At 42.9% G+C, this 23,636-nt stretch carries 21 protein-coding genes; 3 read left to right on the top strand and 18 right to left on the bottom strand.

The genetic code is table 11. The features are described from left to right. The first annotated feature begins 100 nt into the window (after nucleotides 1-100). On the top strand, nucleotides 101-1,090 hold the full coding sequence (locus ACTJJD_RS13575) for a LacI family DNA-binding transcriptional regulator (RefSeq protein ID WP_268356537.1): 990 nt from the start codon (nucleotides 101-103) through the stop codon (nucleotides 1,088-1,090). 250 nt (nucleotides 1,091-1,340) lie between these two features. Here the strand turns inward: ACTJJD_RS13575 and ACTJJD_RS13570 are convergent, their stop codons facing one another. The 3 genes from ACTJJD_RS13570 to ACTJJD_RS13560 all read right to left on the bottom strand — a co-directional run bounded on the left by ACTJJD_RS13570 (nucleotide 1,341) and on the right by ACTJJD_RS13560 (nucleotide 5,602). Next, nucleotides 1,341-2,963: an L-lactate permease gene (locus ACTJJD_RS13570; RefSeq protein WP_440608529.1), complete on the bottom strand. Its 1,623-nt coding sequence runs from the start codon at nucleotides 2,961-2,963 to the stop codon at nucleotides 1,341-1,343. Between the two features lie 43 nt (nucleotides 2,964-3,006). Beyond that, complete coding sequence (locus ACTJJD_RS13565; protein ID WP_007498309.1) at nucleotides 3,007-3,954, bottom strand: L-lactate dehydrogenase; 948 nt, start codon at nucleotides 3,952-3,954, stop codon at nucleotides 3,007-3,009. A 217-nt stretch (nucleotides 3,955-4,171) separates the two neighbouring features. Further along, nucleotides 4,172-5,602, bottom strand: coding sequence for a YfcC family protein (locus ACTJJD_RS13560; RefSeq protein WP_007498311.1), 1,431 nt, complete (start codon nucleotides 5,600-5,602; stop codon nucleotides 4,172-4,174). Nucleotides 5,603-5,755: 153 nt separating this feature from the next. Here ACTJJD_RS13560 and ACTJJD_RS13555 point away from each other — a divergent pair, with 153 nt between their 5' ends. Beyond that, nucleotides 5,756-6,883, top strand: coding sequence for a M20 peptidase aminoacylase family protein (locus ACTJJD_RS13555; RefSeq protein WP_440608528.1), 1,128 nt, complete (start codon nucleotides 5,756-5,758; stop codon nucleotides 6,881-6,883). A gap of 47 nt (nucleotides 6,884-6,930) precedes the next feature. Here ACTJJD_RS13555 and ACTJJD_RS13550 read toward each other — a convergent pair whose 3' ends face one another. From ACTJJD_RS13550 to ACTJJD_RS13480, 15 genes are all read right to left on the bottom strand, one after another. Next, on the bottom strand, nucleotides 6,931-7,653 hold the full coding sequence (locus tag ACTJJD_RS13550; protein WP_019743827.1) for an SDR family oxidoreductase: 723 nt from the start codon (nucleotides 7,651-7,653) through the stop codon (nucleotides 6,931-6,933). A gap of 85 nt (nucleotides 7,654-7,738) precedes the next feature. Then, a complete protein-coding gene (locus ACTJJD_RS13545) occupies nucleotides 7,739-8,545 on the bottom strand; it encodes an alpha/beta fold hydrolase (RefSeq protein WP_440608527.1) in 807 nt (268 codons plus the stop codon). A gap of 108 nt (nucleotides 8,546-8,653) precedes the next feature. Then, nucleotides 8,654-9,535: a glycine betaine ABC transporter substrate-binding protein gene (locus ACTJJD_RS13540; protein WP_008342122.1), complete on the bottom strand. Its 882-nt coding sequence runs from the start codon at nucleotides 9,533-9,535 to the stop codon at nucleotides 8,654-8,656. Beyond that, a complete protein-coding gene (opuAB, locus tag ACTJJD_RS13535; RefSeq protein WP_029575460.1) occupies nucleotides 9,535-10,380 on the bottom strand; it encodes a glycine/proline betaine ABC transporter permease subunit OpuAB in 846 nt (281 codons plus the stop codon). Before opuAB ends, ACTJJD_RS13540 begins: the two co-directional genes overlap by 1 nt. 10 nt (nucleotides 10,381-10,390) lie before the next feature. Continuing rightward, nucleotides 10,391-11,656, bottom strand: a complete 1,266-nt coding sequence (gene opuAA / locus ACTJJD_RS13530; protein WP_008342124.1) for a glycine/proline betaine ABC transporter ATP-binding protein OpuAA — start codon at nucleotides 11,654-11,656, stop codon at nucleotides 10,391-10,393. Between the two features lie 401 nt (nucleotides 11,657-12,057). Next, nucleotides 12,058-13,152, bottom strand: a complete 1,095-nt coding sequence (locus ACTJJD_RS13525) for a toxic anion resistance protein (RefSeq protein ID WP_025206695.1) — start codon at nucleotides 13,150-13,152, stop codon at nucleotides 12,058-12,060. A 14-nt stretch (nucleotides 13,153-13,166) separates the two neighbouring features. Continuing rightward, nucleotides 13,167-14,783, bottom strand: a complete 1,617-nt coding sequence (locus ACTJJD_RS13520) for a YceG family protein (RefSeq protein ID WP_096880960.1) — start codon at nucleotides 14,781-14,783, stop codon at nucleotides 13,167-13,169. Nucleotides 14,784-14,853: 70 nt separating this feature from the next. Further along, nucleotides 14,854-15,669, bottom strand: coding sequence for an HAD family hydrolase (locus tag ACTJJD_RS13515; RefSeq protein ID WP_008342126.1), 816 nt, complete (start codon nucleotides 15,667-15,669; stop codon nucleotides 14,854-14,856). Further along, complete coding sequence (locus ACTJJD_RS13510; protein ID WP_144610400.1) at nucleotides 15,666-16,775, bottom strand: cysteine protease StiP family protein; 1,110 nt, start codon at nucleotides 16,773-16,775, stop codon at nucleotides 15,666-15,668. Before ACTJJD_RS13510 ends, ACTJJD_RS13515 begins: the two co-directional genes overlap by 4 nt. Beyond that, nucleotides 16,768-18,099 carry a phosphoribosyltransferase family protein gene (locus ACTJJD_RS13505; RefSeq protein ID WP_440608546.1) on the bottom strand — a complete coding sequence of 444 codons (1,332 nt, stop codon included), beginning with the start codon at nucleotides 18,097-18,099 and terminating at the stop codon, nucleotides 16,768-16,770. Before ACTJJD_RS13505 ends, ACTJJD_RS13510 begins: the two co-directional genes overlap by 8 nt. Beyond that, the gene (locus tag ACTJJD_RS13500; RefSeq protein ID WP_008342129.1) at nucleotides 18,083-19,276 is read right to left on the bottom strand and encodes an HpcH/HpaI aldolase/citrate lyase family protein; all 1,194 of its coding nucleotides are present in this window, start codon (nucleotides 19,274-19,276) and stop codon (nucleotides 18,083-18,085) included. The genes ACTJJD_RS13505 and ACTJJD_RS13500 overlap by 17 nt, the downstream gene beginning before the upstream one ends. 82 nt (nucleotides 19,277-19,358) lie before the next feature. Then, a complete protein-coding gene (locus tag ACTJJD_RS13495; RefSeq protein WP_008342130.1) occupies nucleotides 19,359-20,138 on the bottom strand; it encodes a TerC family protein in 780 nt (259 codons plus the stop codon). A 140-nt stretch (nucleotides 20,139-20,278) separates the two neighbouring features. Further along, the gene (locus tag ACTJJD_RS13490; RefSeq protein WP_007498343.1) at nucleotides 20,279-20,857 is read right to left on the bottom strand and encodes a TerD family protein; all 579 of its coding nucleotides are present in this window, start codon (nucleotides 20,855-20,857) and stop codon (nucleotides 20,279-20,281) included. A 41-nt stretch (nucleotides 20,858-20,898) separates the two neighbouring features. Beyond that, nucleotides 20,899-21,480: a TerD family protein gene (locus ACTJJD_RS13485; RefSeq protein WP_008342133.1), complete on the bottom strand. Its 582-nt coding sequence runs from the start codon at nucleotides 21,478-21,480 to the stop codon at nucleotides 20,899-20,901. Between the two features lie 20 nt (nucleotides 21,481-21,500). Next, the gene (locus tag ACTJJD_RS13480) at nucleotides 21,501-22,103 is read right to left on the bottom strand and encodes a TerD family protein (RefSeq protein ID WP_017358594.1); all 603 of its coding nucleotides are present in this window, start codon (nucleotides 22,101-22,103) and stop codon (nucleotides 21,501-21,503) included. Nucleotides 22,104-22,520: 417 nt separating this feature from the next. Here ACTJJD_RS13480 and ACTJJD_RS13475 point away from each other — a divergent pair, with 417 nt between their 5' ends. Continuing rightward, nucleotides 22,521-23,513, top strand: a complete 993-nt coding sequence (locus tag ACTJJD_RS13475; RefSeq protein ID WP_317328545.1) for an LLM class flavin-dependent oxidoreductase — start codon at nucleotides 22,521-22,523, stop codon at nucleotides 23,511-23,513. Nucleotides 23,514-23,636: the final 123 nt, after the last annotated feature.

The following is a 23,636-nucleotide window of genomic DNA, read 5'->3' as shown; positions in this document are numbered from 1 at the left end:
TCCAATTAATCAATTCCATTTGTTAATATTTAACTTGTTTCACATTGTAAATGATGTTATCGATTTCAGAACAATAACTTTGTGTAAAGGATTTGTTAATATGTGTACAATTTATGAAATTGCCAAACGCTGCGGGGTTTCAACGACCACTGTTTCTCGGGTGCTGAACAACCATCCATATGTATCCGAAGAAAAGCGCCAGCACATTTTACAGGTGATGAAGGAAATGGAGTATACACCAAGCTCAGCAGCCCGCACCCTTCGGTCACATCAGACCAAAACCATTGCTGTGTCTGTTCCAGCTGTGGACCATCCTTTTTTTGCACAATTGATTAAAGGCATTTCAAAGGAAGCACTGGATCAAGGGTATAAAGCCATCGTGCTCCAGACGTTTTATCAAGAATCAGTAGAACTTGAAGGGCTTCAATTATTAAAAAGAAAAGAAGTAGATGGTGTCATATTGGGGGCGTTAGAAAATAAGTGGGCAACAATCGAGCCATTTTTAGCAAACGGCCCGATCGTCATGGCAAATGAATTTCATCAAACAGCAGACATTCCGATTATTGGATATGATGAGCGGGAAGCTGCTTATAAAGCGGTTGACTACTTGATTCAATCAGGGCGTACATCCATTGGATTTTGCTTTGATACAGAAAGCAGTGAAGCGCAAAAACAAAGAAAGCAAGGCTATCTTGATGCGCTTTCTGATCACGGTTTGCCGCTTAAAGAAGATTGGCTGTTCGGCGAGGCTTTTACCATTGAGGACGGCTTTCGTTTAATGGACTTAATCCACCGGATGCCGGATGCGCCGGATGCGATTTTCACCGGCAATGATCAAGTCGCAGCAGGCCTCATTAAACAAGCCATTTCATATGGATATCACATTCCTAAGGATTTAGCGGTGATCGGTTATGACAATCAAGACATTTGCGAGGTGACAGCACCAACGATCACGACCATCGACATCCCCATCGTCGAGCTTGGCCAGCAGGCTGTGAAACAAATGATTCAGCTGCTACAAGATCAAAAACCATTACAACGTGAACATATTCAGCTGCCTACTCGGCTTGTCACACGAGAATCTACATAAAAAAAAGACTGAGAAATCTCTCAGTCTCAGATTGTTGACAAAGGGCTAAAATGAACTTTATTTTAGCCCTTTGTCTTCTTTTCAGCGTGATAGAAAACCTTTGCAGCCCTAGGAAGGGTGAGTACTGGCGCGGAGCGAATTTGACATTCGTGAGCACCAGCACGCAGGACTGACACCGAATGCGAAGGTTTGTCTACACGCTGAGACTGAGAAATCTCTCAGTCTTCCATTTTTCAATCAATCGATCAACCTATATAAATTGAGCAAGAATGAATGTCCATATACATACGATGCCGAGCAAAATGAAGCTGTACTTCACTGTTTTTTGGAAGAGCTCAGATTCTTTACCTGTTTCTCCAACAGCTGCTGTTGCAATAGCGATAGATTGTGGAGAAATTAATTTCGCCATCACACCACCGGTCGTATTTGCCCCGATTAACAAACCTGCCTGAGAGCCGATTTGAGAAGCAGTGACCGCTTGAAGGTTGCCGAATAAGGCATTGTTACTCACAACAGATCCCGTAATAAACACGCCGATCCAGCCAAGCACTGGGCTGACAAGCGGGAATAAATCGCCTGTTTTAGCAAGTGCTAGTCCGATAGCAGAACTTAGGCCTGCAAAGTTCGCCAAGTTGGCAAAGCCCATGACAAAACAAATCGTAAGAACAGGAACCCAAAGCTCTTTGACCGCTGCATTTAAGCAGGCAGCCCCTTCTTTTAATGTAATATGTCTGCTGAACAACCCTGTCAGCATCACCGCAATTAGAATGGCGGTACCTGTTGCACTAATAACATCAATTTTAAAGATCGCATCAATCGGTGTTTCTGTTTGAGCAATTGGCGGTAATTTCACAATTTGCTGATGCAGAAACGGCATTTTCACTAAAATGGTTGTCCAGTTAAGCGGTCCTCCTACAGCAAATAATGCTTTAAAAGCTGGTAGGCTCCATACAGTAATGACGGCAGTTAAAATATAAAACGGAGACCATGCTTTCAGCACCTCAATACCGCTATACGTTTGTTTCTTCTCAATGGCTGGTGCCCCTTCTTCACGATAAATATGTTTCGGCTGCCATTTTCGAAGAAATAAAGCCAAAATTCCCATACTCGCTAAAGCGGAAATAATATTGGCAAGCTCAGGGCCCATCGTGACCATTGTAACAGCCTGCAGAATCGCATAGCTTCCACTTACAACAAGCAAGGCTGGAAGTGTTTCTTTGATTCCCTTAAAGCCGTCTACAATGAGAATCAGCAGAAACGGGATACAGAAAGAAATAAACGGAATGGTGTACACAAGGGTTTGAGACAGCTCAAGCGGCGTCATATTTCCCATTTGCGCCCCTGTAATAACCGGGATACCTACTGCACCAAAAGCGCCAGACGCAGCATTTGCAATCAAGCAGAGCATGGCGGCTTTTAGTGGTTTAAACCCAAGCTCTGTTAAAAGAGCGGCACTAATCGCAATCGGTACACCGAATCCAGCGGCTCCCTCTAAAAATGCGTTAAAACTAAAACCAATTAATAAGAGCTGTAACCGTTGATCTTGAGAAATTCCTGCAATACTAGAACGAATGACATCAAACTTTCCAGACTTCACAGCAATTTTATAGAGCCATACGGCCATGATGACGATATATCCAATCGGCCACAGCCCATTAGATACACCGAGCACCACAGCAGATAATGCTTTTTCAATTGGCATATGAAAGAAGAAAACAGCTGTTACAAAACTGACGATCAAGGTAAAACAAGCGGCTAATACCCCTTTTAACTTAAATACAGTTAATGCTAGTAGGAAAAACAAGATTGGAAGCATGGCCACCAATGCACTGACGAACTCATTACCAAACGGATCATATATTTGCTGCCACATAGTGATTCATCCTTTTCTGCTCAGATAGGTTGCCTTTGATTGATTAAAAATGAGGAGCTAAAATTTCTTTTAACACATTCACACTATGTGCGAATTTTTCTTTTTCTGTGTCGTTCAGTGCGAGCTCCATCACTTCTGTTGCACCATTTCGGTTCACGAGGGCAGGTACACCAATGTAGACATCTTCTGCTCCATATTCTCCATCTAAATAAGTGCTGACAGTCAAAATGCTGTTTTCATTGTGCAAAATGGCTCTAGTAATACGGGCTAAACTCATCGCTACGCCGTAATAAGTCGCGCCTTTTTTCTCAATGATTTGGTAAGCGGCATGACGGACATTTTCCATGATGTCGTCTAAATCTTCTTGTTTGTATTGGTCATTTCTCTTCATTAATTCTGTGATCGGTACACTTCCGATATTCGCATGGCTCCAAACAGCAAGCTCTGTATCTCCATGCTCTCCAATGATGTACGCATGCACATTGTGCGCCGCTGCTTCAAAGTACTCACTAAGCATGTATCTGAATCTTGCCGTATCAAGCGTTGTTCCACTACCAATCACTCGTTCTTTTGGCAGTCCGCTGAATTTCCAAGTCGCATATGTCAAAATATCAACTGGGTTCGTAGCAACTAAGAAAATACCATCGAATCCGCTTTTCATCACATTGTCTACAATGCCTTTAAATATATTTAAATTTTTCTCAACAAGATCAAGTCTCGTTTCACCTGGCTTTTGGTTTGCGCCAGCGCAGATACATACAATGTCAGCATCCTGACAATCCTCATAATCTCCATACCAAGTATTCACAGGATGCGGGGCGAATGCTTTCCCGTGGTTTAAATCCATGACGTCACCCATTGCTTTATCTTGATTCAAATCGATGACTACCAATTCATCTGTGATTGCTTGATTTATTAATGTAAAGGCATAACTGCTGCCGACAAAACCTGCTCCAATAAGTGCTACTTTGTTTACTTTTTCGTTTGTCATTTATCTCATCCTCCTGAGTAAAACTAGGTTGTTTTTCTTATGTGAAGTATTTCACATTCTTATTGTGCAACACTTCACAAACTTTTGCAAGGGGATTGCTCAAAAAAATAATGTTGCCATTTTGTGAACACTCATATTGTGGTTTTAAACCGCTGTCCCCATACATGTTCTCATAAGAAAAAAGCCACCAAACACTCTTTGGTGGCTTCTCTCTTATTTAATAAGGTCCCCAATTGATCATGACACCGATACAAATAAAGACAAGGCCGATGACGAACCAAATGAGCGCAAGCGGCACCATAAAACGCAGCCATTTCACGTATGGAATCCCACTTGCAGCCAAGACAGCCATCAACACACCTGAAGTCGGATTCACGCAGTTGACCACCCCTTCACCGAGCATCACTGCTTCTACCGCTACTTGTCTCGTGATACCCATTAAATCAGCAAGCGGCGCAAGAATCGGTATAAAGACAACCGCTTCTCCTGATCCTGATGAAATCAAAAAGTGAAGGAGCGCACTGGCGATATACATGCCGATCGCACCAGCGATTGGACTAAACCCTGTCAGCATACTCGCAAGCCCATTCACCACAGTATCAAGCAGCTTGCCGTTTTCCAAAATGACTGAAATGCAGCGTGCCATGCCAACAATGAGTGCGCCGTATACAAGGCTTTGACAGCCGACAATAAACGTTTTTGCAATATCATTGGCAGCTAATCCCCCAAGCAGTCCAGCAGCAATGGCCATGAAAATAAACACACCAGCCATTTCCTTATCGGTCCAGCCAAGCTGAAGCGCACCATACAAAAAACCCCCAAGCGACAAACCACACACCGCTAAAATCAGCTTATGTCTGCCGGTGAATTCAGGCTTGTCCACAGATTCCGCATCAGCTCCTCCTAGCCCTTTAGCTGGAAACCACTCGTCACCAAGCAGGCTTCCCTTTTCTTTATTTTTCAAGCGTTTTGTATATAAATAGATGTACACAATACTAGATAGGAGAAAACAAAGATAAATGATGACACGCAGACCAATACCAGAAAAAATCGGCAGTTCTGCAATCGTTTGTGATAAACCTAATGGAGATGGAGACAAAATGGTTGCGTTAAAACCTGCATAACAGCCGATGTAAATAACCGCCGCTCCCGCCACTGCATCCCACTTTAAAGAACGTGCCACAATGATTCCAATAGGAATAAAACCAATGACCGAGTTCACCACAATTCCGGTCGTCCCAAGTACAGAAAACAATCCGCCAACAATACAAATAAACAATAGCTGTTTCGTTTGGAACCGGCTGATGACATTGTGAATCATCCCGTTAATGGCACCTGTCTTTTCCAAAATCGCAATGGTTCCGCCAGTAAAAAGAATCAGAAAAATAATAGAGGATGAACCAACCATCCCTTCTTGAATCGCTGTAAAAAAACCAACCGGACTAACTGGTGATTGATCTATACGGTGATAACTGCCAGGAACAGCTGTTGTGATTTCTCCTGACGTTTTTCGATCAAATTCACCGGCTGGTACAAAATACGTTGCGATCGTACAAATTAAAGCAATCATAAATAAGAGTACATACGCATCCGGCATCTGAAGTTTTCTTTTTTGTTTCTCAGGTGCTGATACTGTCGCTGTTTTCATCTGTCAAAACCCCTTTGTCCCGATCGGAATTTCACTTAATTTTCTGAATAATCAAATGATGTGTTATATTATAAACACTGATGATATTTAAGATCAATATTATTTCACTAAAAGAATGTTTTGGCAGATTATCTGTCAGCAAGGAGGCTTCTCATGACAACTTTGACAAACGAGATGAAACAAACCGTGACAGACATCTTTGAACATCTGCACGCTCATCCAGAAATCAGCTGGGAAGAGACAAATACGACAGCTTATATTGAAGCTCTATTAAAGAAATTAGGCTGTAAAACGAGAACATTTGAAGACTGTACAGGGGTAATTGGTGAAATTGGGGAAGGCGCACCAGTGGTTGCTGTGAGAGCCGATATTGACGCATTGTGGCAGGAAGTAGATGGCGTATTTCAAGCCAACCATTCATGCGGACACGATGCTCATATGACGATGGCACTTGGGACATTCATGGCATTGAAAGAAAAAGAACTTCCAAGTGGCACGATCCGATTCATTTTTCAGCCTGCCGAAGAAAGAGGAGGCGGCGCTTTAAAGATGATCGAAAAAGGTGTGTTAGCTGACGTCGATTATTTATACGGGGTGCATGTGCGCCCAATTCAAGAAACCTTAAACGGACGCTGCGCTCCTGCCATTTTGCACGGATCAAGTAATCATTACGTCGGGACCATTCTAGGGGAGGAAGCACACGGTGCACGCCCGCACCTTGGGGTCAACGTCATCGAAGTTGCATCTACGCTTGTGCAGAGACTGGCACATATCCATGTCGATCCACGAGTCGCTCATTCTGTGAAAATGACCAATTTAAATGCAGGCGGCGGCAGCTCCAACATCATCCCTGGCAAGGCCTCTTTTACACTCGACGTTCGGGCGCAGACAAACGAAGTGATGGATGAATTAGAAAAGGAAATTGAAAGAGCATGCCATTCTGTAGCGGATGCTTTTGGCGCCTCTATCACACTTTCAACTGATCATCGTCTTCCAGCTGCGACATTAAATGAAAAAGCTGTGGAGATCATGTCACATGCCATAGAGCAAGTGCTAGGCAAAGAACAGCTCGATCCACCGATCGTGACGACAGGCGGAGAGGACTTTCATTTTTATGCAGCAAAGCTTCCTCATATTAAATCGACGATGCTCGGTTTAGGCTGTGATTTAAAACCTGGGCTTCATCACCCTTATATGACATTCGATCGCTCCGCCATTTTTACCAGCATTGAGATTTTGACGGAAGCTGTATACGAAACACTTCAACAGCATTCATCGTAAAATAAAAAAACCACCCGTCTTTCCTGAAGAGGGTGGTCTCCTTTATTTTACGCATTCACATCTGTCATCGCCGGGACATTGATTTCTTTCACACAGGACACCCTGGATAGATGAATGACACATCTCGCCAGCTCGACAATATCTTGTACAGGTATTCTCGTTTCATCATACAGAGCAATGGCTTTTTCAGCGCCATCTTCGTATGGAACTTCTGCCGCTAGCTCTCCTGGATTGATACAGGTAACGGATATTTTATCTTTCCTCACGTGCTCTCTTAGTGCGTTCACAATACCACGAAGCCCAAATTTAGAAGCAACAAAAGAAACCTGAGACAAATTCGTATGGTCAAGTCCCGCAGTAGAACCAATGACGATGATCTTTCCATTCTCAGATGTCCTTACGTGCGGAAGCAGAGCTTGGATGTAGGTAATCGTTGAGGTAACGTTCACATTGATTAAATGAGCGATATCCTCCGGTTGATCATGATCGAAAGAATAATCATCTTCAAAGCCACGTTTCTCCCATAAACCTACGTTATAAATGAGTACATCAATTGTCTGATCCTTCAATGCTTCGAGCATAAAAGGGATATGGGTTTGGCTTGATAAATCGATCTTCAGCCAGATTCTACGCACCCCATCGTCTATGTTCAAACTGCTTGGTTCACTTCGTGACACAATCCATACTGTATCTCCACTTGAAGGAAGACCTTTTACAAAGGCATCCCCTAATCCTTGACTCGCACCAAATATGATATAGTTTTTACTCATGCTTCCTCCTTCATGGCTCACTTACGAGCTTCCACCACTACACCCATTCATCTGTAAGCGTTTTATACCTATATCATACAATGTCTTATACATGCCTGCCCCTTTTATGCTCATCTTTACTTTCTAAATGGCCTAGCTTCCTTATTTCCTTTAATTCTGCTGGTAACGCACGCTCTTCTATAAAGCTTTTGATCATGTCGACAAAAAGTTCTTTCTTTTCAAAAGTAAACGTATGTCCAATGTCAGGAACGATGACCCCGGCTGCATTCGGGTGTGCATTCGTGATTTTTTCTGCTGACCTAGTCATAATGCCCTTTTCCTTTTCTCCCACTGTCACAAGAATCCGTGCCTTCGCTTGTTGAAACGTGTCAGGGAGCTTGTAATGAAGATTTTCTTGAAACATCGTAAGCAGCGTCTTCTTCTGCAATTGTTTGGAATCCGCTGCATAATGATCCAGTACATCGTTTGGAAGTCCCATCTTTTCTGCTTGCAGCTGGATGAACCAATCTTTCTTTAATAACGGATATGTAAGAGGTAAAATGGGCCTTACCATCAAATAGAGCCATGGTAATGGCAACACAAGGGCGCTATTGATGATGGCGATGTCTGCGATGTCTGGCTCTCTCGATAACACATCAACGGCTACCTGTGCACCTAGAGAGAAGCCAATTAGAATGACTGTACGGCCATGTGCATGCTCCTTTATCCATGAAATGATTTCAAAAGCACTTTCTCGCATGGAAAACGACGTTTCATTTGCTCTTGTCCCGTGACCAATAAAATCAGGGGTATAGCATTCATACGTTTCCTTGAATATTTCCATATGCTCCTGCCACATCCAGCTGCTTACGCCTCCACCGTGCAGGAAAATCATCATTGGTTTTTCCACCATCGACAACTCATCCACCATCCTTATATATAAGAAAAAGCAGTCGCTTTTTGAGCAGACTGCTTTTTCCATATGCTCCCTTCTATTATAAGGGAACTGTTATACAATTGGCTATTTTTTCAAATCTTCGATCGAGTTAACGTTTTTCATATAAGTCGGAACAACGAGACCCATGCGAAGACCCTTCATACTTGTACCGAGATCATCATATTTTCCTTTAAACTTCGCTGCATACGTTTTATGCGTATTTGGAAGCCATGCAGATAATGATGCATCAGCACTTCCGGTTGCAATTGCAGTCCACATTGGGCCCGCTTCAACCTGAGTCAAGGTCACTTTAAAGCCAAGTTCACGCAATACCTCTGCGGCCACATTGGTACTTGCAATCTCACTATCCCACGCAACGTAGGCAAGATTGATTTTGTCACCGTTTGACTTTTTCACGCCTTTTGTCCATTTCGCTACTTGATCTTTATGCTTTTTCACATATTTAACAGCAGCATCCTTTGGTTTGACGCCATCCTGAATATCAAGCATCACTTCACCCATGTCATCTTGAGACCATTTAAACTGACTGAGCATTTTGGCTGCTTCCGGCTGATCCTTCGCAAATCCTTTACGAGAAATGGTGTGAATTTCTTCTTCGTCACCATATGATTTTTTCGGATCATCTAAATATTTCAAATCGTAGCGGGAAAACATCCAGTGAGGATTCCAGCCAGTGATGATAATCGGTTTTTTACGGTCATACGATTTCTTCAATGTCGCTGTCATCGCTGCACTTGAGGCAGATACAACCGTCCAATCCTCTAAACCGTAATCCTTTTTCGCTTGATCGGTTAAGGCCATAATACCTGAACCCGGATCAATCCCGATAATCGTTTTATTGACCTGCTGTGCTGCACTTGCATTTGAATCTGATTGTGCACCACAAGCGGCTAGTAAAAAGACGAGCAGGGCGGTCATCCCAATGTAGAGTGACTTTTTCCACATTAAGCATTCCCCCTGGTTTTTTTCGTTTTAATGTTTTGTGTAATACGATCTAGTGTGATCGCTACGATAACAATGGCAATACCAGCTTCAAAACCAATCCCTGTTTTCAGCTGAGTTACTGCACTATATACTTCCGAACCAAGTCCTGGTGCACCAACCATTGCCGCAATGACGACCATGGATAGAGCAAGCATGATACTTTGGTTAATCCCAGCTAAGATGGTTTTTGTAGCAAGTGGAAGCTGAACTTTGAACAAACGCTGGAATGTCGTAGAACCAAAAGCCTCTGTTGCTTCAATCAAATCCGCTGGTACTTGTTTAATACCGAGAATGGTCATACGAATCGTTGGCGGCATAGAGAAAATAACCGATGCCACAACCCCAGGAACAACTCCAATATTAAAGAAGAAGATCGCTGGTAAAAGGTATACGAATGCAGGCATTGTCTGCATTAAGTCTAAAATAGGTGTGACAATTTTACGCACCGTTTCCTTCTGTGATGCCCAAATACCGATCGGAACCCCGATCACGATAGAAATGACCACAGCTGTCAGAACGAGCGCAAGTGTTTGCAGCATTGGCTGCCAGTAGCCTAAATAGTCGATCAGTAAGAATCCAATAAGTGTGAAAAGAGCAACTCCTCTTGTACTGATCCACCAAGCAATGCCGGCAAAGATAAGCGTTAAAATAATGGATGGAATGACGCCAAGTGCAGCTACAATACCATTTACTGTTCCAGCTAATCCATTTGTGATGCCATCAAAGAAACCACCAAAGGTTAATGTTAACCAGTCAACAAATTGATCGATATAATCCGCGAACGGAATTCTAGGTAAATCACTCATACTAAACATCTTATTCTACCTCCTGTGCAGAAGGCTCTTGTGCTTTAATTTCCTCTAGCTCGTTAGAAGACATGTTGATATATTCATCATTACCTGATAATGCACCAATCAATGCACCTCTGACCACAATACCCTTCATTCTGTTTTTCTCATCTACAACGGCAATTGGAATGTTCGCATCAGACACCGCGTCAAAGATCTCTGTTAAATACGTTGATTCCAATACTGTCGTAAATTCTTTATCAAGAACAGTTTCTAGCGACGCACCCGTTTCTGCCGCTTTTTTCGCTGCTTGTGCAGAAATAACACCTAATAAATGCTTTTTCTTATCTACTGCATAGATAGACGAAATACCAAGGTTCTTCATGAGCGTGAGCGCAACACGTGCCCCTTTATCAAGCTGAACTGTTTCTGCACGTTTCATAATATGACCAGCGGTTAATACTTTAGAAAGGTCTACATCTTCAACGAAACGTTCAACATACTCGTTCGATGGGTTCATCAGAATTTCTTCTGGTGTTCCGATTTGAACGATATTCCCGTCTTTCATGAGGACAATGCGGTCTCCAATACGAAGCGCTTCATCTAAATCATGCGTGATGAAAATAATTGTTTTTCCTACAGACGTATGAAGCTCAAGCAATTCATCCTGCATGTCTTTACGAATTAATGGATCTAGTGCGCTGAATGCTTCATCCATTAACAAAATATCAGGGTCATTAGCTAGTGCACGTGCCAATCCAACACGCTGCTGCATACCGCCACTTAATTGATTTGGGTACTGCTCTTCAAAACCTTCAAGTCCAACAAGCTTTAAAGATTCAAGCGCTTTAGAGCGGCGCTGTTCTTTCTCTACACCTTGCAATTCAAGCCCGTATTCTGTATTCTCCAGAATGGTACGATGCGGGAACAATGCGAAGTTTTGGAAGACCATGCTGATCTTTTTCCGTCTGACTTCACGCAATTGATCCTTTGACATATTTGTTATCATATCCCCATCAATATAAATTTCTCCGGAGGTTGGTTCGATTAACCTATTTAGCAGCCGCACAAGTGTGGACTTTCCGCTCCCTGATAGCCCCATGATGACAAATATCTCGCCGTCATAAACATCAAAATTTGCTCGATTGACACCAACTGTTGCGCCGGTCTCTTTTAGGATTTCTCTTTTTGTCTTCCCTTTTTCAAGCATTTGAGATGCTTTTTTAGCATTTTTACCGAAAATTTTAGATACATTATTTATCTTGATTTTGATCTTTCTCTCTTCAGAATTCATTTTTTCCCTCCAAATTAGCATCTTTATAACCGTAACATAAGCGTTATGATGCGAACAATCTTTAGAATTCGCTTATTTCCGTACAATATGTATGAATTCCATATAGAGGTCTGGTGATTACAGTTTATACGCCGTATTACTCGTAAATCCTATAGAATGCTTCATAAACTACATATTTTACGGGGTATTTTCTCTCACCAGACAATATTTTACTGGAAATTCCTTATTGTGCTAAAAAATAAGTCGAATCCTTGTGATAACGGCCTTTTTTCTTTCATGGGTGAACCATGCCCCTGAACAGGATTTACCCGAAAAAGGTCACATAAAAACCTTTTTCCTCAAATTTTAATCAAATTTATGAAAAAACTGCCTGCAACTTTAGTTACAGACAGCCTGTTTTTTTAGGACTCTAGGGCAGCTTTCTTAATATTATCTTGAAGCTCAAGCATACGTTTTGTTCCGTCCTCACGTAATCGTTTGTTTTCTTCTTCAATCTGCTTCGTCTCTTTCATCCCTTGTACAATCGTATTGAAGGATGATTCGATCGTTTCAATGTCGATGCTTGGACGACCTGATAATTTAGCAATCTCAACACTTTGACTTGAGATATTTTCAGCATTTCGTTTCAGCATTTCATTCGTTCTTCTGTCCAGTTCACTCATGGAATCAGCCACAAGCTTTTGTCTCTTCACTGTCACCGCTTGAATAATTCCATTTTTGAAAATTGGAATCGTAATGATGAAGGCAGAGTTAATTTTCCCGATTAATTTCGTATTACCACGCTGCAGCAAACGGATTTGCGGTGCCGTTTGAAGTGCCACCATCCGTGCCATATCAAGATCATATACACGCTCTTCAAGCGCTTGAATCCCATTACGAAGCGTATCCAGCTCCATTTGTGCCAGCTGGTTTCCCCCCGCCGCTTTTTCTTCATAAGAAGGAACCAATTGTTTTAATTCTTCGATCTTCATTTGCCCTGCGACGACATACTTTTCAAGCTCCATATAGTATTGAATGTTATGCTCATACATTTCTTCAAGCGTAACCGTCGATTTGGTCATTTCATCTTTGTATTTACTGATTTCCACATTGATTTTTTCAATTTCTGCACCGAGCGTTTGATATTTGCTGAATATCTTTTCGATCATGCTGCCGCCGCGTTTAAAGATTTTTGACAACAAACCACCCTTCGGCTCGTCAAAATCATTTTTATCAAAACGATCCATAATCTTTCCAAGCTGTGTAAGCATCGTTCCTGAGTCTGTGACACTTGTTGAACGCATCATAGAGAGAATACGGTCAGAAAACTTAGAGATTTCGACAGCCGGCTGTTTTCCGTATTCAAGCAGTTCAAGCTGATTTTTGGCATCAATCTGTCTCGCAATGTTTTGGACTTCTGGTTCATTGCGCAGCTGAACGCGAATATCGTCTGCCTTTTCAATCGTGATTTCCTCTTTATCAATTGAAATGATGTCATTTCCGTTTGTATTTGTCATAAGCTTTGATCTCCTTATCGGTTTTTAATAGATTGAAATAACTTTCTCACAATGGACGGCTCTTTAAACTCTTGGTTCATGACCATTTCATCAAGCCAATGTGTATCAAATAATTGATCGTCTATATACCGCTCTATACACTGATAGCCGGCGGGATGATAGACGAAGAGATCCACACCCATTTCATTTAGGAAAATCAGGGCAGCCGCATCAGAACGAGTCAGCTCACCATTATATTCCGTATGGTATAAAATCACTTTCGGCACAGTCTGGGCATAATCAAAGGTTTGAATGAGTTCAATTACATCTTGGTTCATATGCAAAAGCTGCTTGAATAAATAAATACGCACATCTAATTCGGTCTCATGGCCTTCTTTTAACAGCTTCGGATGCTGACATATGCGAGAAATGGCCTCTGCGATCGCACGCTGCGTGCCCTCATACAAATGCGAGAACTGCCACACATTGCTTTTCATTAACAAATCAGGGTCAACCTCTCCTGCTTTAGAGAGTGCATGCTGATAATGAAATTGATAATTCGAAGACACTTCTTGTGTGAAAGGGAAATGACGGATCGTTTTCGTTTCTTTCCCCTCCATTAGCGTATGAATACGGTCCCAATATTCTCGCTTGTCTCTCGTCACCCCCATCATCTTCGCAAAAAGATTCGGAATCTGTATGGTGTCACGGTCTGCTTTGAAATTCGGGCGGATAAACGACCGTTCCTTTGCAATTAAAAACAGCTCATCATACGTTGTCTTTAGCGTAATGGAATGAGGAGTATGATCTCTGAATTGCCATGGCTTATACAGCATGGAATCTTCTGTGTGAAGTACCTCTTCAAGCTCTCTTGTCGAACGGTACGCCACCGTTGATTTCCTCTCAGGCTTTTCAGTAGGGAACGGTTCAAGCTTTGACGTCCCTGGATACTGATCAATAAAAGTCAGCTTTTCTTCTGGATCTAATTCACGAAATTGATCCTTGCCTTCTGGATGAAACAGCACCACATCACAGCCAATCAGCATGACATAGTAAAGAAAATAAAGCTGACTTTTATTCGCCTCTCCATACCAAATGACAGCTGGCATTTTTTCTTCCATATTGCCTTCCTTCAGCCATGGTCCTAGATGATTATTTGAAAACTTCACCACATCTAGCAGCACACGGCGGAAATCAGGATGCTGGAATCCCCCTTCATGCAGCTGCTTGAAATGTTCAAACACCTGGATTAACGAAAGGCGAATATGCCGGTTCATCACTGGGTTTGGATGACGGACAATGAGCTGTTCACCGTCTAAGAAAGCCACAAATCGATTCACGGACAATCCCTTTTCTTCCTGATTGATCATATGAATCCGCTGGAGCGCTTGAAAGTGCTCCGGCTCAATATGCCGGTTGAGGGTTTCACTTAAAATATGCATGCCGTCAGTTTCGTATAATTCATGTAAATAAATAAAATAATCGGTTGCATCATGCGGAGTTCCAAGGACACGGGCGGCGAGACGCGGCAAGGATAAGGTGTGCTCGTCCTTGACGTAGCCGTCTCGTTCAGGGAGCGGCTTTTTCAGCAGGTTTTTCCAGGCTTCCTGTTTCGCCCGTGTCTGGGTTACGTTGATTTCTTTATAACTCACGCCGCTCCTTCCTTTCTCCTATATTTTCTAGAAAGCTACTACTATCATATCATTCAGCCTTCTACTTCTGCTATCGAATCGAAGGCTTTTTTGCTGTGTTCATCTTCTTTGCGACAGAAGCGGCGATTTCGTCTGCCGCCGCCATGCCAGAGGCTGTCGTCGGTTCAAACGATAGCTCAGCATCTAAGACTTCCCCATGACTCGGAGCGAAGCCTTTATCTGCTTGACGTATGAGATCAGCATCTAACAAGGAGTCGCCCGCTCCATAAACATATTCAAGGTGTAGCCTTTCTTTTAGAAAAGCAACAGCAGCCCACTTATTGAGCGGCTTTGGAATAAAATATAGCTTCCGGCCCTGAAGGGAAACCTGCCAGCCTCTCTCCTCACCCCACAGCCTTAATTCAGCAAGCGGAATATGAGAAAGAAACTCGTCTTTCATAATTAAATAAAGAAATCTTCCCTCAGCTGTTCGAGTACGTTTCACCCAAGCGGCAACCGGAAGTTCAGAGATCGCCCGCAGCATATCTCTCACCGGCATACACTCTTGCAGTCTCTCATCTACAATCGCCTGCCACTCCTCAAGCGGCTTGCCGTGATGAAGGATACAGCCCCCGTTTGTCGTGACTGCATACTCTGGTTTGATCTCTTGCTGAAAGAGAGTGATTCGTTCAAATTGTGCTGTCGTTCTTGTCGTCACTGGGATAAACCAACCTGCTTGATGAATTGCCTGTAAGGATGCTTTCGTTTCAATCGACACATAGGAAAGCGGCCGGTCGTCCAGCACCTCAATTAATTCGTATGCTCCCTTGTATGCATACTGCTCCAGCATTCGATGTGAGTATATCAGTGTCCGGTCTAAGTCACTGGCAAATGCCATGTTCTTCATGACGATTGCTCCAACGGGCGGATGAGCCCACAGCATGTGTAGGACATGTTGGCATATTCAATCACGGGCACGCCTCTGTCCTCTGCGAGTAGTAAAATGTGCTTGAGCTTTTCCCGAGATCCTGGCTGAATGAGTATTTTCCAAGGAACTCTTCTGAGCAGCACACGGGTCGTCTCACCGACGCCCGGCTTAATCAAATGCGTATTGTCAATTTGGAACTCCTGGCCAATTGCTTCAATGGAGGTCATCCCCCGCCAGTCAGGAGGCGTTCCTTGTGCGAGCAGGGTCTCTGCTTTCTCTTGTACATTTGCATTAAGTTCAGAAAATGCTTCTTCAATTGTATTAACGTACAGATTAGAGACATCCTCATCAATGAGCTCTTCATAATACTTGGCCCCATGGAAATCATCGGCATGGATCCAGCGGTTGTTTAGCACCGTTCGACTAACTAGGCCAGATACCGTTGAATTCAAGCAGGCACTTGGAATGAGGAAATCCTCTCTCGTTCCGTAAACACTCGTACAATAACCAGGATCAGCAAGCACAGCTAGCTCACTCGAAAGACGAATTCCATATTTCTGTTCAAAATCAAGCACCGCTTTTTGAAGCTCTTTGGAAATAGCACCCTTTCCGGTCCAGCCATCAATAAAGGCAATCTCAAAACCTGGATGTTCTTTGAGGATATAATGCAGCGCATTTTCATCTATTCCACGGTCACGAATAATAGAGATGCTATAATGCGGCAAATCTAGACCATACGTCTTTCTGATATACCGTTTAATGAGCACCCCGATTGGTGTCCCAGCCCGTGCCAAGCTGCACAGAACGGTTTGAAATCCTCGCTTTTTCACAATTTGTTCTGCGACAACCGCTACGGCTTCCGCTACCTTTTGCTTACTTTCTTCAAGAGATTGATAGAATAAATCCATATAAGATGCCGTCGGCTTGTATTCAATTGGTAGCATTTCTGAGTAATGGGCACCGCTTTGAATAGAGCGCTCCCGCTCTTCTGTACTTTTCTCCATCTCAATCGATGATAAATCCTTGAGTAAGAAGGTTACGTCCTGCTCTGGATAGCTTCCCATCTTTGTATACACGTTAGCCATTCACCTTCACCTCATCTGATAAAGTCACAATATGCACATGCTTCACATGCCGCTCGGCAAATAAGTGGATCAGCGGCATCAAAGCTTCTTGAGACACCTTTTTCTCAAAAAACAAAAAGACATCAACGTACTGATCTTTAGGGATATTGTACACGTAGTGCTGAATGCGGGCATCCTCTGGACTCAAAAATGCGAATCCGTTTTGAACAGCGTACCCTTCCTTTTCAACTGGATGAATCGGACTTCTTGTCGTCGAATGAAAAAGGACACCTTCGCCCATATGAGCTGCAAGTCTCATCGGCACATACATCAATTCTCCTGTCCCTAAGCAGAGTGTCTGTTTTCCTTTTCGTTCTCGCTGAAGCTTCAGCCCAGCCTCAGCAACTGCTTGATCAATGGCATCCGTGTCCGCTGCGCTTAAACCGAAACGACCTGTTTCATGGATATAAGGCGAATGCCCCGCCGGATTGACTGCATGGGAAAGTGAATATGGCACTTGCTTAAAGAAGGATTGAAGAGAATGAAAAGAGAGTTCAGGTCTTTTCTCTTGCGCAGCAATCTCATATGAATAAGTAGGCTCATCCAGTGTTGTCCCCCGAAACATCATCTGCCCTTTTAATAAAGATAATGATGTGATATTTACCCCTAGCTCCTCTTGAAGCTGGAGCATCGCTTCCTCGTGCTCCTCTGTTCTCCAATCTAAAATGGATAGAATCGTATAAGAGGATCTAGGGTGCTTTGCGTGCAGATCCCGAATAATATTCATATTTGTTCGGCCTGTCGTGACCTCATCATCTACTAGCACAATTGGACGATCCGTACGAAGTAAGACGTCGTCTGCATAGCAAAGCTGATCCGTGGCATGAGAATGTTCTTCTTCAAATACGAGTGAAGGATCAAGATCCAACAGCTGTTCACGTGTTGTATGGATATAAGATGCTCCTTCTACGACGTCATACACACCATGACCAAGCGCTGTTGCCGTTTCAGCAAAACCAATTACTATCGGCTCGTTACTTGCCGGCAGCTTCTCTTGTTTGAGCGCTGCATAGGCTTCGATTAACTTAGCATGATCATCCGTTTTTAGAGCATCTACTACACAGTCTTGGTGCGGGGGCGTCTTGCCTGTTTGTTCTTTTGCATAAGCCATTGCCAAAAGACCTGAGACGAGGAGTGGTTTCAACGGGTGAACAGGCATATGTTTCCCGAGCACCTTACTAACAAATAAAAAGGCTCTCTTTTTGTTCACCCGTGCGGCCATGTCAAAAAGATGTTCTTTTTCAAGCTGAAGCGTACCTTCTTTGAGGTTAAGCTCCACCTCCATATGTTCCAAGATGTTCAGCGTATGCGGCTTCTGCTTCTGTGAGTATGTCGATATAGCTTCTATTTTCATGAAACACCCCGTAAATGTCTGACTTCATTAAAATGTTTTCCGCCCAGCGATAGTGCGGCTTCGTTTCGTTCATTTTATTAGAAAAGGTACTCTTCATCACGCCGACTGTACCATCTGCATGCTCTAAAATACTTAATGCATCCATGTACTCTTCCTTTGTGACAACGTACATGCTTTGAACTGGCTTGAGATGCGTTGGATGGATGACTGTCTTGCCATGAATACCGTTTACCACATCCAGCCTTGTCTCTTTGAGCAGACCTTGCATATGATCGAGCTCAGATGATAAAGACTCACCGCTCTTAGAAATTGCACGGATGAATGGATTTTGTTCTTTTCGTGCCGGTCCAAAATGCTCCCATACAGCTCCTGATATCACAAATGAACGACCAAAATAATTGATGATATCTGTGATCAACTCAGCAATGACTCTGATCTCATAAATGGTGGTCTCGCGATCACGGCGAATGCCGTACAATCCACACAGATCCGTTGCCCCAATGCGAATATTCAAAATATATTCCTCATCATTCAGCATGATCTGCTTTAACTCAGACAACACCTGATATCTCGTTTCTTTTTCTAATAAATCTGGTGTTTCTAAAATGGGCATTCCGTATAGTGTTTTCTGAGTTTGTGCTGAAGCTCGTTTCAAACTGTCTACATATTCCTTTGCATTGTGAACGGAGCACTTTGGAAACACAAAACCAGTCAGTAAATGAAGAGAGGAACCGAGCAAATCTGCCATTTTGAGCAGCTGTTTGGGCGAACGAACCCGAATAAATAAAAGCGGCAAATGCTCAGCCATTTCTGGAGATTGATGAATTGTCTCAGAAAGGCAGGTCAATTGTGCCACTATATTCTGTTCAGCCATGTCCACTTCCTGATCACCAATGGCGTCCTCCAAGCAAAACACAACAGAGCAAAGCGCTTCATATTTCTGCGAAAGCAGCATGTCTGCTACATCCTGTCTTGTCGCAGGCATATACAAAGTAGCACCTAATGCATGCGCAAGTACATGCCTTGGCGTCAATGAATGAACTGCCGCCGGCCGCTTAAAAAAAATATCGTGCTGCCTCGTCTCTGATAAAAAACGAAAATATCGCATGCAGTGCCACCTCCTGTTGTAATGACTTGATGATTCAAAAAAGGATGGAGCCGCTAGTCAACTCCATTCCTTTTTGATCGTCCTATTCTTCTTTTGAAGCCGCAGCTTCGTTTGTTACACCTTGATGCTTCTTCTTATTGATTTTATGAACAATAAACGTTCCGATAAACGCTAGGATAATAATCGCAAAGAATGCGAGATGCGGGATTTCAATATGAGCAGCACTTAAGCCCATTTTGATGGCAATAATTCCAATGAGAATAAATGCAGTATTCTCAAGCTCAGGTATACGATCGATGAGTACAAGGAATAATTGTGCCACTGTACGCATCATGAGAATTCCAAGCATTCCACCTAAAAGAAGAATCCATACTTCCTCAGATACAGCGAATGCAGCAAGAATACTGTCTACCGAGAAGGCAAGGTCCATAATTTCTACAGAAATAACAGTTGCCCAGAAGACGCCAAATACACGAATCATCCAGCCTTCTTTTTTCAATTCCTTCGCTTCGTCATCTCCGTCACCTAACCAGAAGTGCTTAATGACCAGCCAAGCTAAGTATGCAGCGCCTAGAACCTTAATCCACCAAAACTTAATAAGCAGCATCCCTACGCCAATGAATAGAAAACGGAAGAAATAAGCGCCAATTAATCCGTAGGTTAATGCCTTTTTACGCTGTTTTTCAGGTAAATGTTTCACCATAACAGCTAATACAAGTGCGTTATCCGCTGACAACAAACCTTCAAGCACGACAAGGGTCCCAATAAGCCCCCAAGAGACAGGGTCTGTTAATACCTCTGCCCACATATGCCAATCAAAAAACGAGGCATACGTGTCCAACATATGTTTCAAAATGTCCAACTGGTTTTCCTCCTATAAGTGTAGAAGCATCAGCAGGCTTTCGCCTGCTGTTATTCTTGATCGCTGTTTCTTTCTCACTTTGGAAAATACCCTCATATGAGTCATTGGCAGCGCCTCTTGAATGAAGTTGTTTCTTCTCTTTACACTTCTAACCCATAATTTTGACAAAGAGCTGCAAGTCCGCCAGAGAATCCGCTTCCGATTGCGTTAAACTTCCAATCGCTGCCGTGTCTGTATAGTTCGCATACGACGACAGCTGTTTCAATTGAGAAGTCCTCCCCTAAATCAAAACGAATCAATTCTTCCCCGCCCTCTTCATTTACAACACGAACAAATGCATTAGAGACTTGTCCAAAATTCTGGCTGCGTGCCTCTGCATCATGAATCGTAACTGTAATTCCGATACGATCAATGTTAGCAGGAATTTTCGAGAAATCAACGAGAATTTGCTCGTCATCTCCATCTCCTTCACCCGTACGGTTATCACCGGTATGAGTGACACTGCCGCTTGGATGCTGCAGATTATTATAGAACACAAAGTCTGTATCTTGTTGACAACGATTGTTTGCATCTACTAAGAAAGCCGAAGCGTCCAAATCAAATTCGGCTCCGCCTGAATATTTATTCGTATCCCAGCCAAGTCCGATCATCACTTTTGTCAGCCCTGGATTGGTTTTCGTTAAATCGACACGTTGTCCTTTTGAAAGCTGAATCGCCATATTCGTATCTCTCCTATCTTCTGAAAATATGAAAACGGGCGTTACCCGATATCTAAGCCGAAGTCTGTTGCAATGCGGGCAAGTCCGCCTTGATAGCCTGATCCAACAGCTGAGAATTTCCACTCTCCGCCATGACGGTATAATTCACCTACAATAATCGCTGTTTCAATTGAAAAGTCTTCTGCCAAATCATAGCGAATGAGCTCTTCATTTGATGCCGCATTTAAAATACGGACGTAAGCGTTAGACACCTGTCCAAAGTTTTGGCTGCGTGCTTCTGCATCATGGATTGTAATGACGAAGGAGATTTTCTCAATACTTGCTGGTACAGTTGAAAGATCAACATTGACCTGCTCGTCATCTCCGTCTCCTTCACCTGTACGGTTATCGCCTGTATGTACGATACTTCCGCCACCGCCAGTTGTTTGATTGTAGAAGACAAAGTCAGATGGAGAGTTTGCTTTCCCTGCTGCATCTAAAAGGAATACGCTTGCGTCTAGATCAAAGTCATGTCCGCCATCATACTTGTTTACATCCCAGCCAAGACCTACGACTACTTTTGTTAAACCTGGATTCGTTTTTGTTAAATCAATTTTTTGACCTTTTGCTAAAGAAATTCCCACTAGGAACCTCTCCCTTCTAATTAAATGTAGTTTCTCGTAATATCGGCAAGCTTCGCATCGTTTGTACCATTTCCTACAGCTGCAAACTTCCACTCATTCTCGTGGCGATAAAGCTCTCCAACGATTAATGATGTTTTACCTGCATATTCATCTTTTAAATTATATTTCACTAATTCTTGATTGTTTGAACGGTCAACAATTCGGATGTAAGCATTTTGAATCATACCAAAGTGTTGGTTTCTTCTAAGTGCATCATAAATGTTCACAACGAACACCAATTTATTCACATTGCCTGGCACCTTGCTTAAGTTGACGAGGACTTGTTCATCATCTCCGTCTCCTTCACCTGTCAGGTTGTCACCTGTATGCTCAACACTGCCGCATTTGCTTTTCAAGTTGCCAAAGTAAATCAAATCTTTATTTTCAACAAACTTATCATTTTTCAGCATCAGCACTGAAGCGTCACAATCAATATCAGCGCCGCCTCCGCCGCCAAACAGCTTTCCAAGAAAACCGCCGCCTTGTGACACAGGGTCCCAGCCAAGTCCAACTAGAATATTGGTTAGTCCTGCTTTTCCTTTTGTTAAATCAATACGTTGACCTTTTTCTAATGTAATCGCCAAATCAATCACTCCTCCAGCATAATAAAAATCTATTTATTAAGCGATGGACCCTATTAAAATCATCATACATGAAAATTCGACAAAATTCATGAAATGACATTGGAGCCTCTTACTCTTTTTTCTATTTACTAGTATATACGATCTATGTATAAAAGAGGTTTCAATATGATGATATTTTTTTAAAGAAAGATCCATGGCAAAAATGATTCATGTCGTAAAAGAAGTGTTTCATGTGAAACATTGTCGAATGTTCCCGTTACACAGCCTCTCGCTTAAAAACAGGGCTCGCATCCACTTCATATGTTGATATAGAAAATTCATGTACATAGCTGTGATAAACCCTTTCATTTCCTTCCGTTCATGTCTTTCTTTATACTTATGAATAGAATTCAACGTATTGATGAAAGGGTGTTGATGATGCCATCACTTCATATATTAGATCAAGTCGCCATCCCTAAAGGCCAGTCCGCACAAGAAACATTGGTTCATACGACAGAGCTGGCCAAGCTTGCGGAAACACTAGGGTATGAGCGGTATTGGTTTGCTGAACACCACAGCACGAGAGGACTCGCGAGTACAGCGCCTGAAATATTAATGGCACATATTGCTTCACATACATCGACTTTGCGCACAGGCTCCGGGGGTATTTTACTCCCGCAGTACAGCCCTTTTAAAGTAGCAGAAGTCACCCGCCAGCTTGAAGCCCTTTACCCTGGGCGGATTGAGATCGGTGTTGGTAAATCCCCAGGCGGAATTGAACGGACGAGACTCGCTTTGACAGACGGCGTGAAGAAAGAACTGTCTCAATTTGACCGCCAGCTGGAGGACCTTCTTTTTTACTTATCTAACAGCCTGCCTTCTGGTCATCGGCATGCAGGAGTGAAAGCGGCTCCGCTCGTTGATTCTTATCCGCCAGTCTGGCTGCTTGGACTCGGGGAAAACAGTGCCATCCAGGCGGCATCACTTGGAATCAACTATATTTTCGGACATTTTATTCATCCTGCACGAGGCAGGCAAGCTTTTGAAGCGTATCGGTCACACTTTTCTCCATCCGTTTTCTCACGTCAGCCTCAGTCTATGTTTGCTGTCTTTGTAATCTGCGCAGACACAGACGAGGAAGCAAGCCGCATTGCCACCAGTACAGACTTATGGCTACTTCGGGTTGAAAAAGGGCTGGACAGTCGCGTTCCTTCTATAGAAGAAGCAGAGAACTATCATTACACTGAGCAAGAAAAGAAAAAAGTGTTACAAAACCGCCAGCGAATGATTGTTGGCTCAAAGCAAACAGTGAAAGAACAGCTGCAAATCTTAATGGACCGCTATCAAACGGACGAGATGATGATATTAAACAATTCATTTGATCCAATGGAAAAACAGCGTTCCTTTGAACGAATCGCAGAACTATTTTGAAGCCAATCTTTCGTTGGCTTCTTTTTTACATTGTCATAAAAAATGGGAAATGTAACATCGAGATGTCAAAAAGCTTCCTTCTGTCATCTGATCGCAAATGTGTCTTCTAATCGTTAGCGAACT

The organism is Bacillus sp. 22446 (genome assembly GCF_052044955.1).
Classification (GTDB): Bacteria; Bacillota; Bacilli; order Bacillales; family Bacillaceae; genus Bacillus; species Bacillus altitudinis.
This window is presented reverse-complemented; position numbering and strand designations above follow the sequence as displayed.

Coding starts and splice junctions, on each gene's coding strand:
- ACTJJD_RS13575 (WP_268356537.1), top strand. CDS start 101: ATGTGTACAATTTATGAAATTGCCAAACGCTGCGGGGTTTCAACGACC.
- ACTJJD_RS13570 (WP_440608529.1), bottom strand. CDS start 2,963: ATGTGGCAGCAAATATATGATCCGTTTGGTAATGAGTTCGTCAGTGCA.
- ACTJJD_RS13565 (WP_007498309.1), bottom strand. CDS start 3,954: ATGACAAACGAAAAAGTAAACAAAGTAGCACTTATTGGAGCAGGTTTT.
- ACTJJD_RS13560 (WP_007498311.1), bottom strand. CDS start 5,602: ATGAAAACAGCGACAGTATCAGCACCTGAGAAACAAAAAAGAAAACTT.
- ACTJJD_RS13555 (WP_440608528.1), top strand. CDS start 5,756: ATGACAACTTTGACAAACGAGATGAAACAAACCGTGACAGACATCTTT.
- ACTJJD_RS13550 (WP_019743827.1), bottom strand. CDS start 7,653: ATGAGTAAAAACTATATCATATTTGGTGCGAGTCAAGGATTAGGGGAT.
- ACTJJD_RS13545 (WP_440608527.1), bottom strand. CDS start 8,545: ATGGTGGAAAAACCAATGATGATTTTCCTGCACGGTGGAGGCGTAAGC.
- ACTJJD_RS13540 (WP_008342122.1), bottom strand. CDS start 9,535: ATGTGGAAAAAGTCACTCTACATTGGGATGACCGCCCTGCTCGTCTTT.
- opuAB (WP_029575460.1), bottom strand. CDS start 10,380: ATGAGTGATTTACCTAGAATTCCGTTCGCGGATTATATCGATCAATTT.
- opuAA (WP_008342124.1), bottom strand. CDS start 11,656: ATGAATTCTGAAGAGAGAAAGATCAAAATCAAGATAAATAATGTATCT.
- ACTJJD_RS13525 (WP_025206695.1), bottom strand. CDS start 13,152: ATGACAAATACAAACGGAAATGACATCATTTCAATTGATAAAGAGGAA.
- ACTJJD_RS13515 (WP_008342126.1), bottom strand. CDS start 15,669: ATGAAGAACATGGCATTTGCCAGTGACTTAGACCGGACACTGATATAC.
- ACTJJD_RS13510 (WP_144610400.1), bottom strand. CDS start 16,775: ATGGCTAACGTGTATACAAAGATGGGAAGCTATCCAGAGCAGGACGTA.
- ACTJJD_RS13505 (WP_440608546.1), bottom strand. CDS start 18,099: ATGGAGGTGGAGCTTAACCTCAAAGAAGGTACGCTTCAGCTTGAAAAA.
- ACTJJD_RS13500 (WP_008342129.1), bottom strand. CDS start 19,276: ATGCGATATTTTCGTTTTTTATCAGAGACGAGGCAGCACGATATTTTT.
- ACTJJD_RS13490 (WP_007498343.1), bottom strand. CDS start 20,857: ATGGCGATTCAGCTTTCAAAAGGACAACGTGTCGATTTAACGAAAACC.
- ACTJJD_RS13475 (WP_317328545.1), top strand. CDS start 22,521: ATGCCATCACTTCATATATTAGATCAAGTCGCCATCCCTAAAGGCCAG.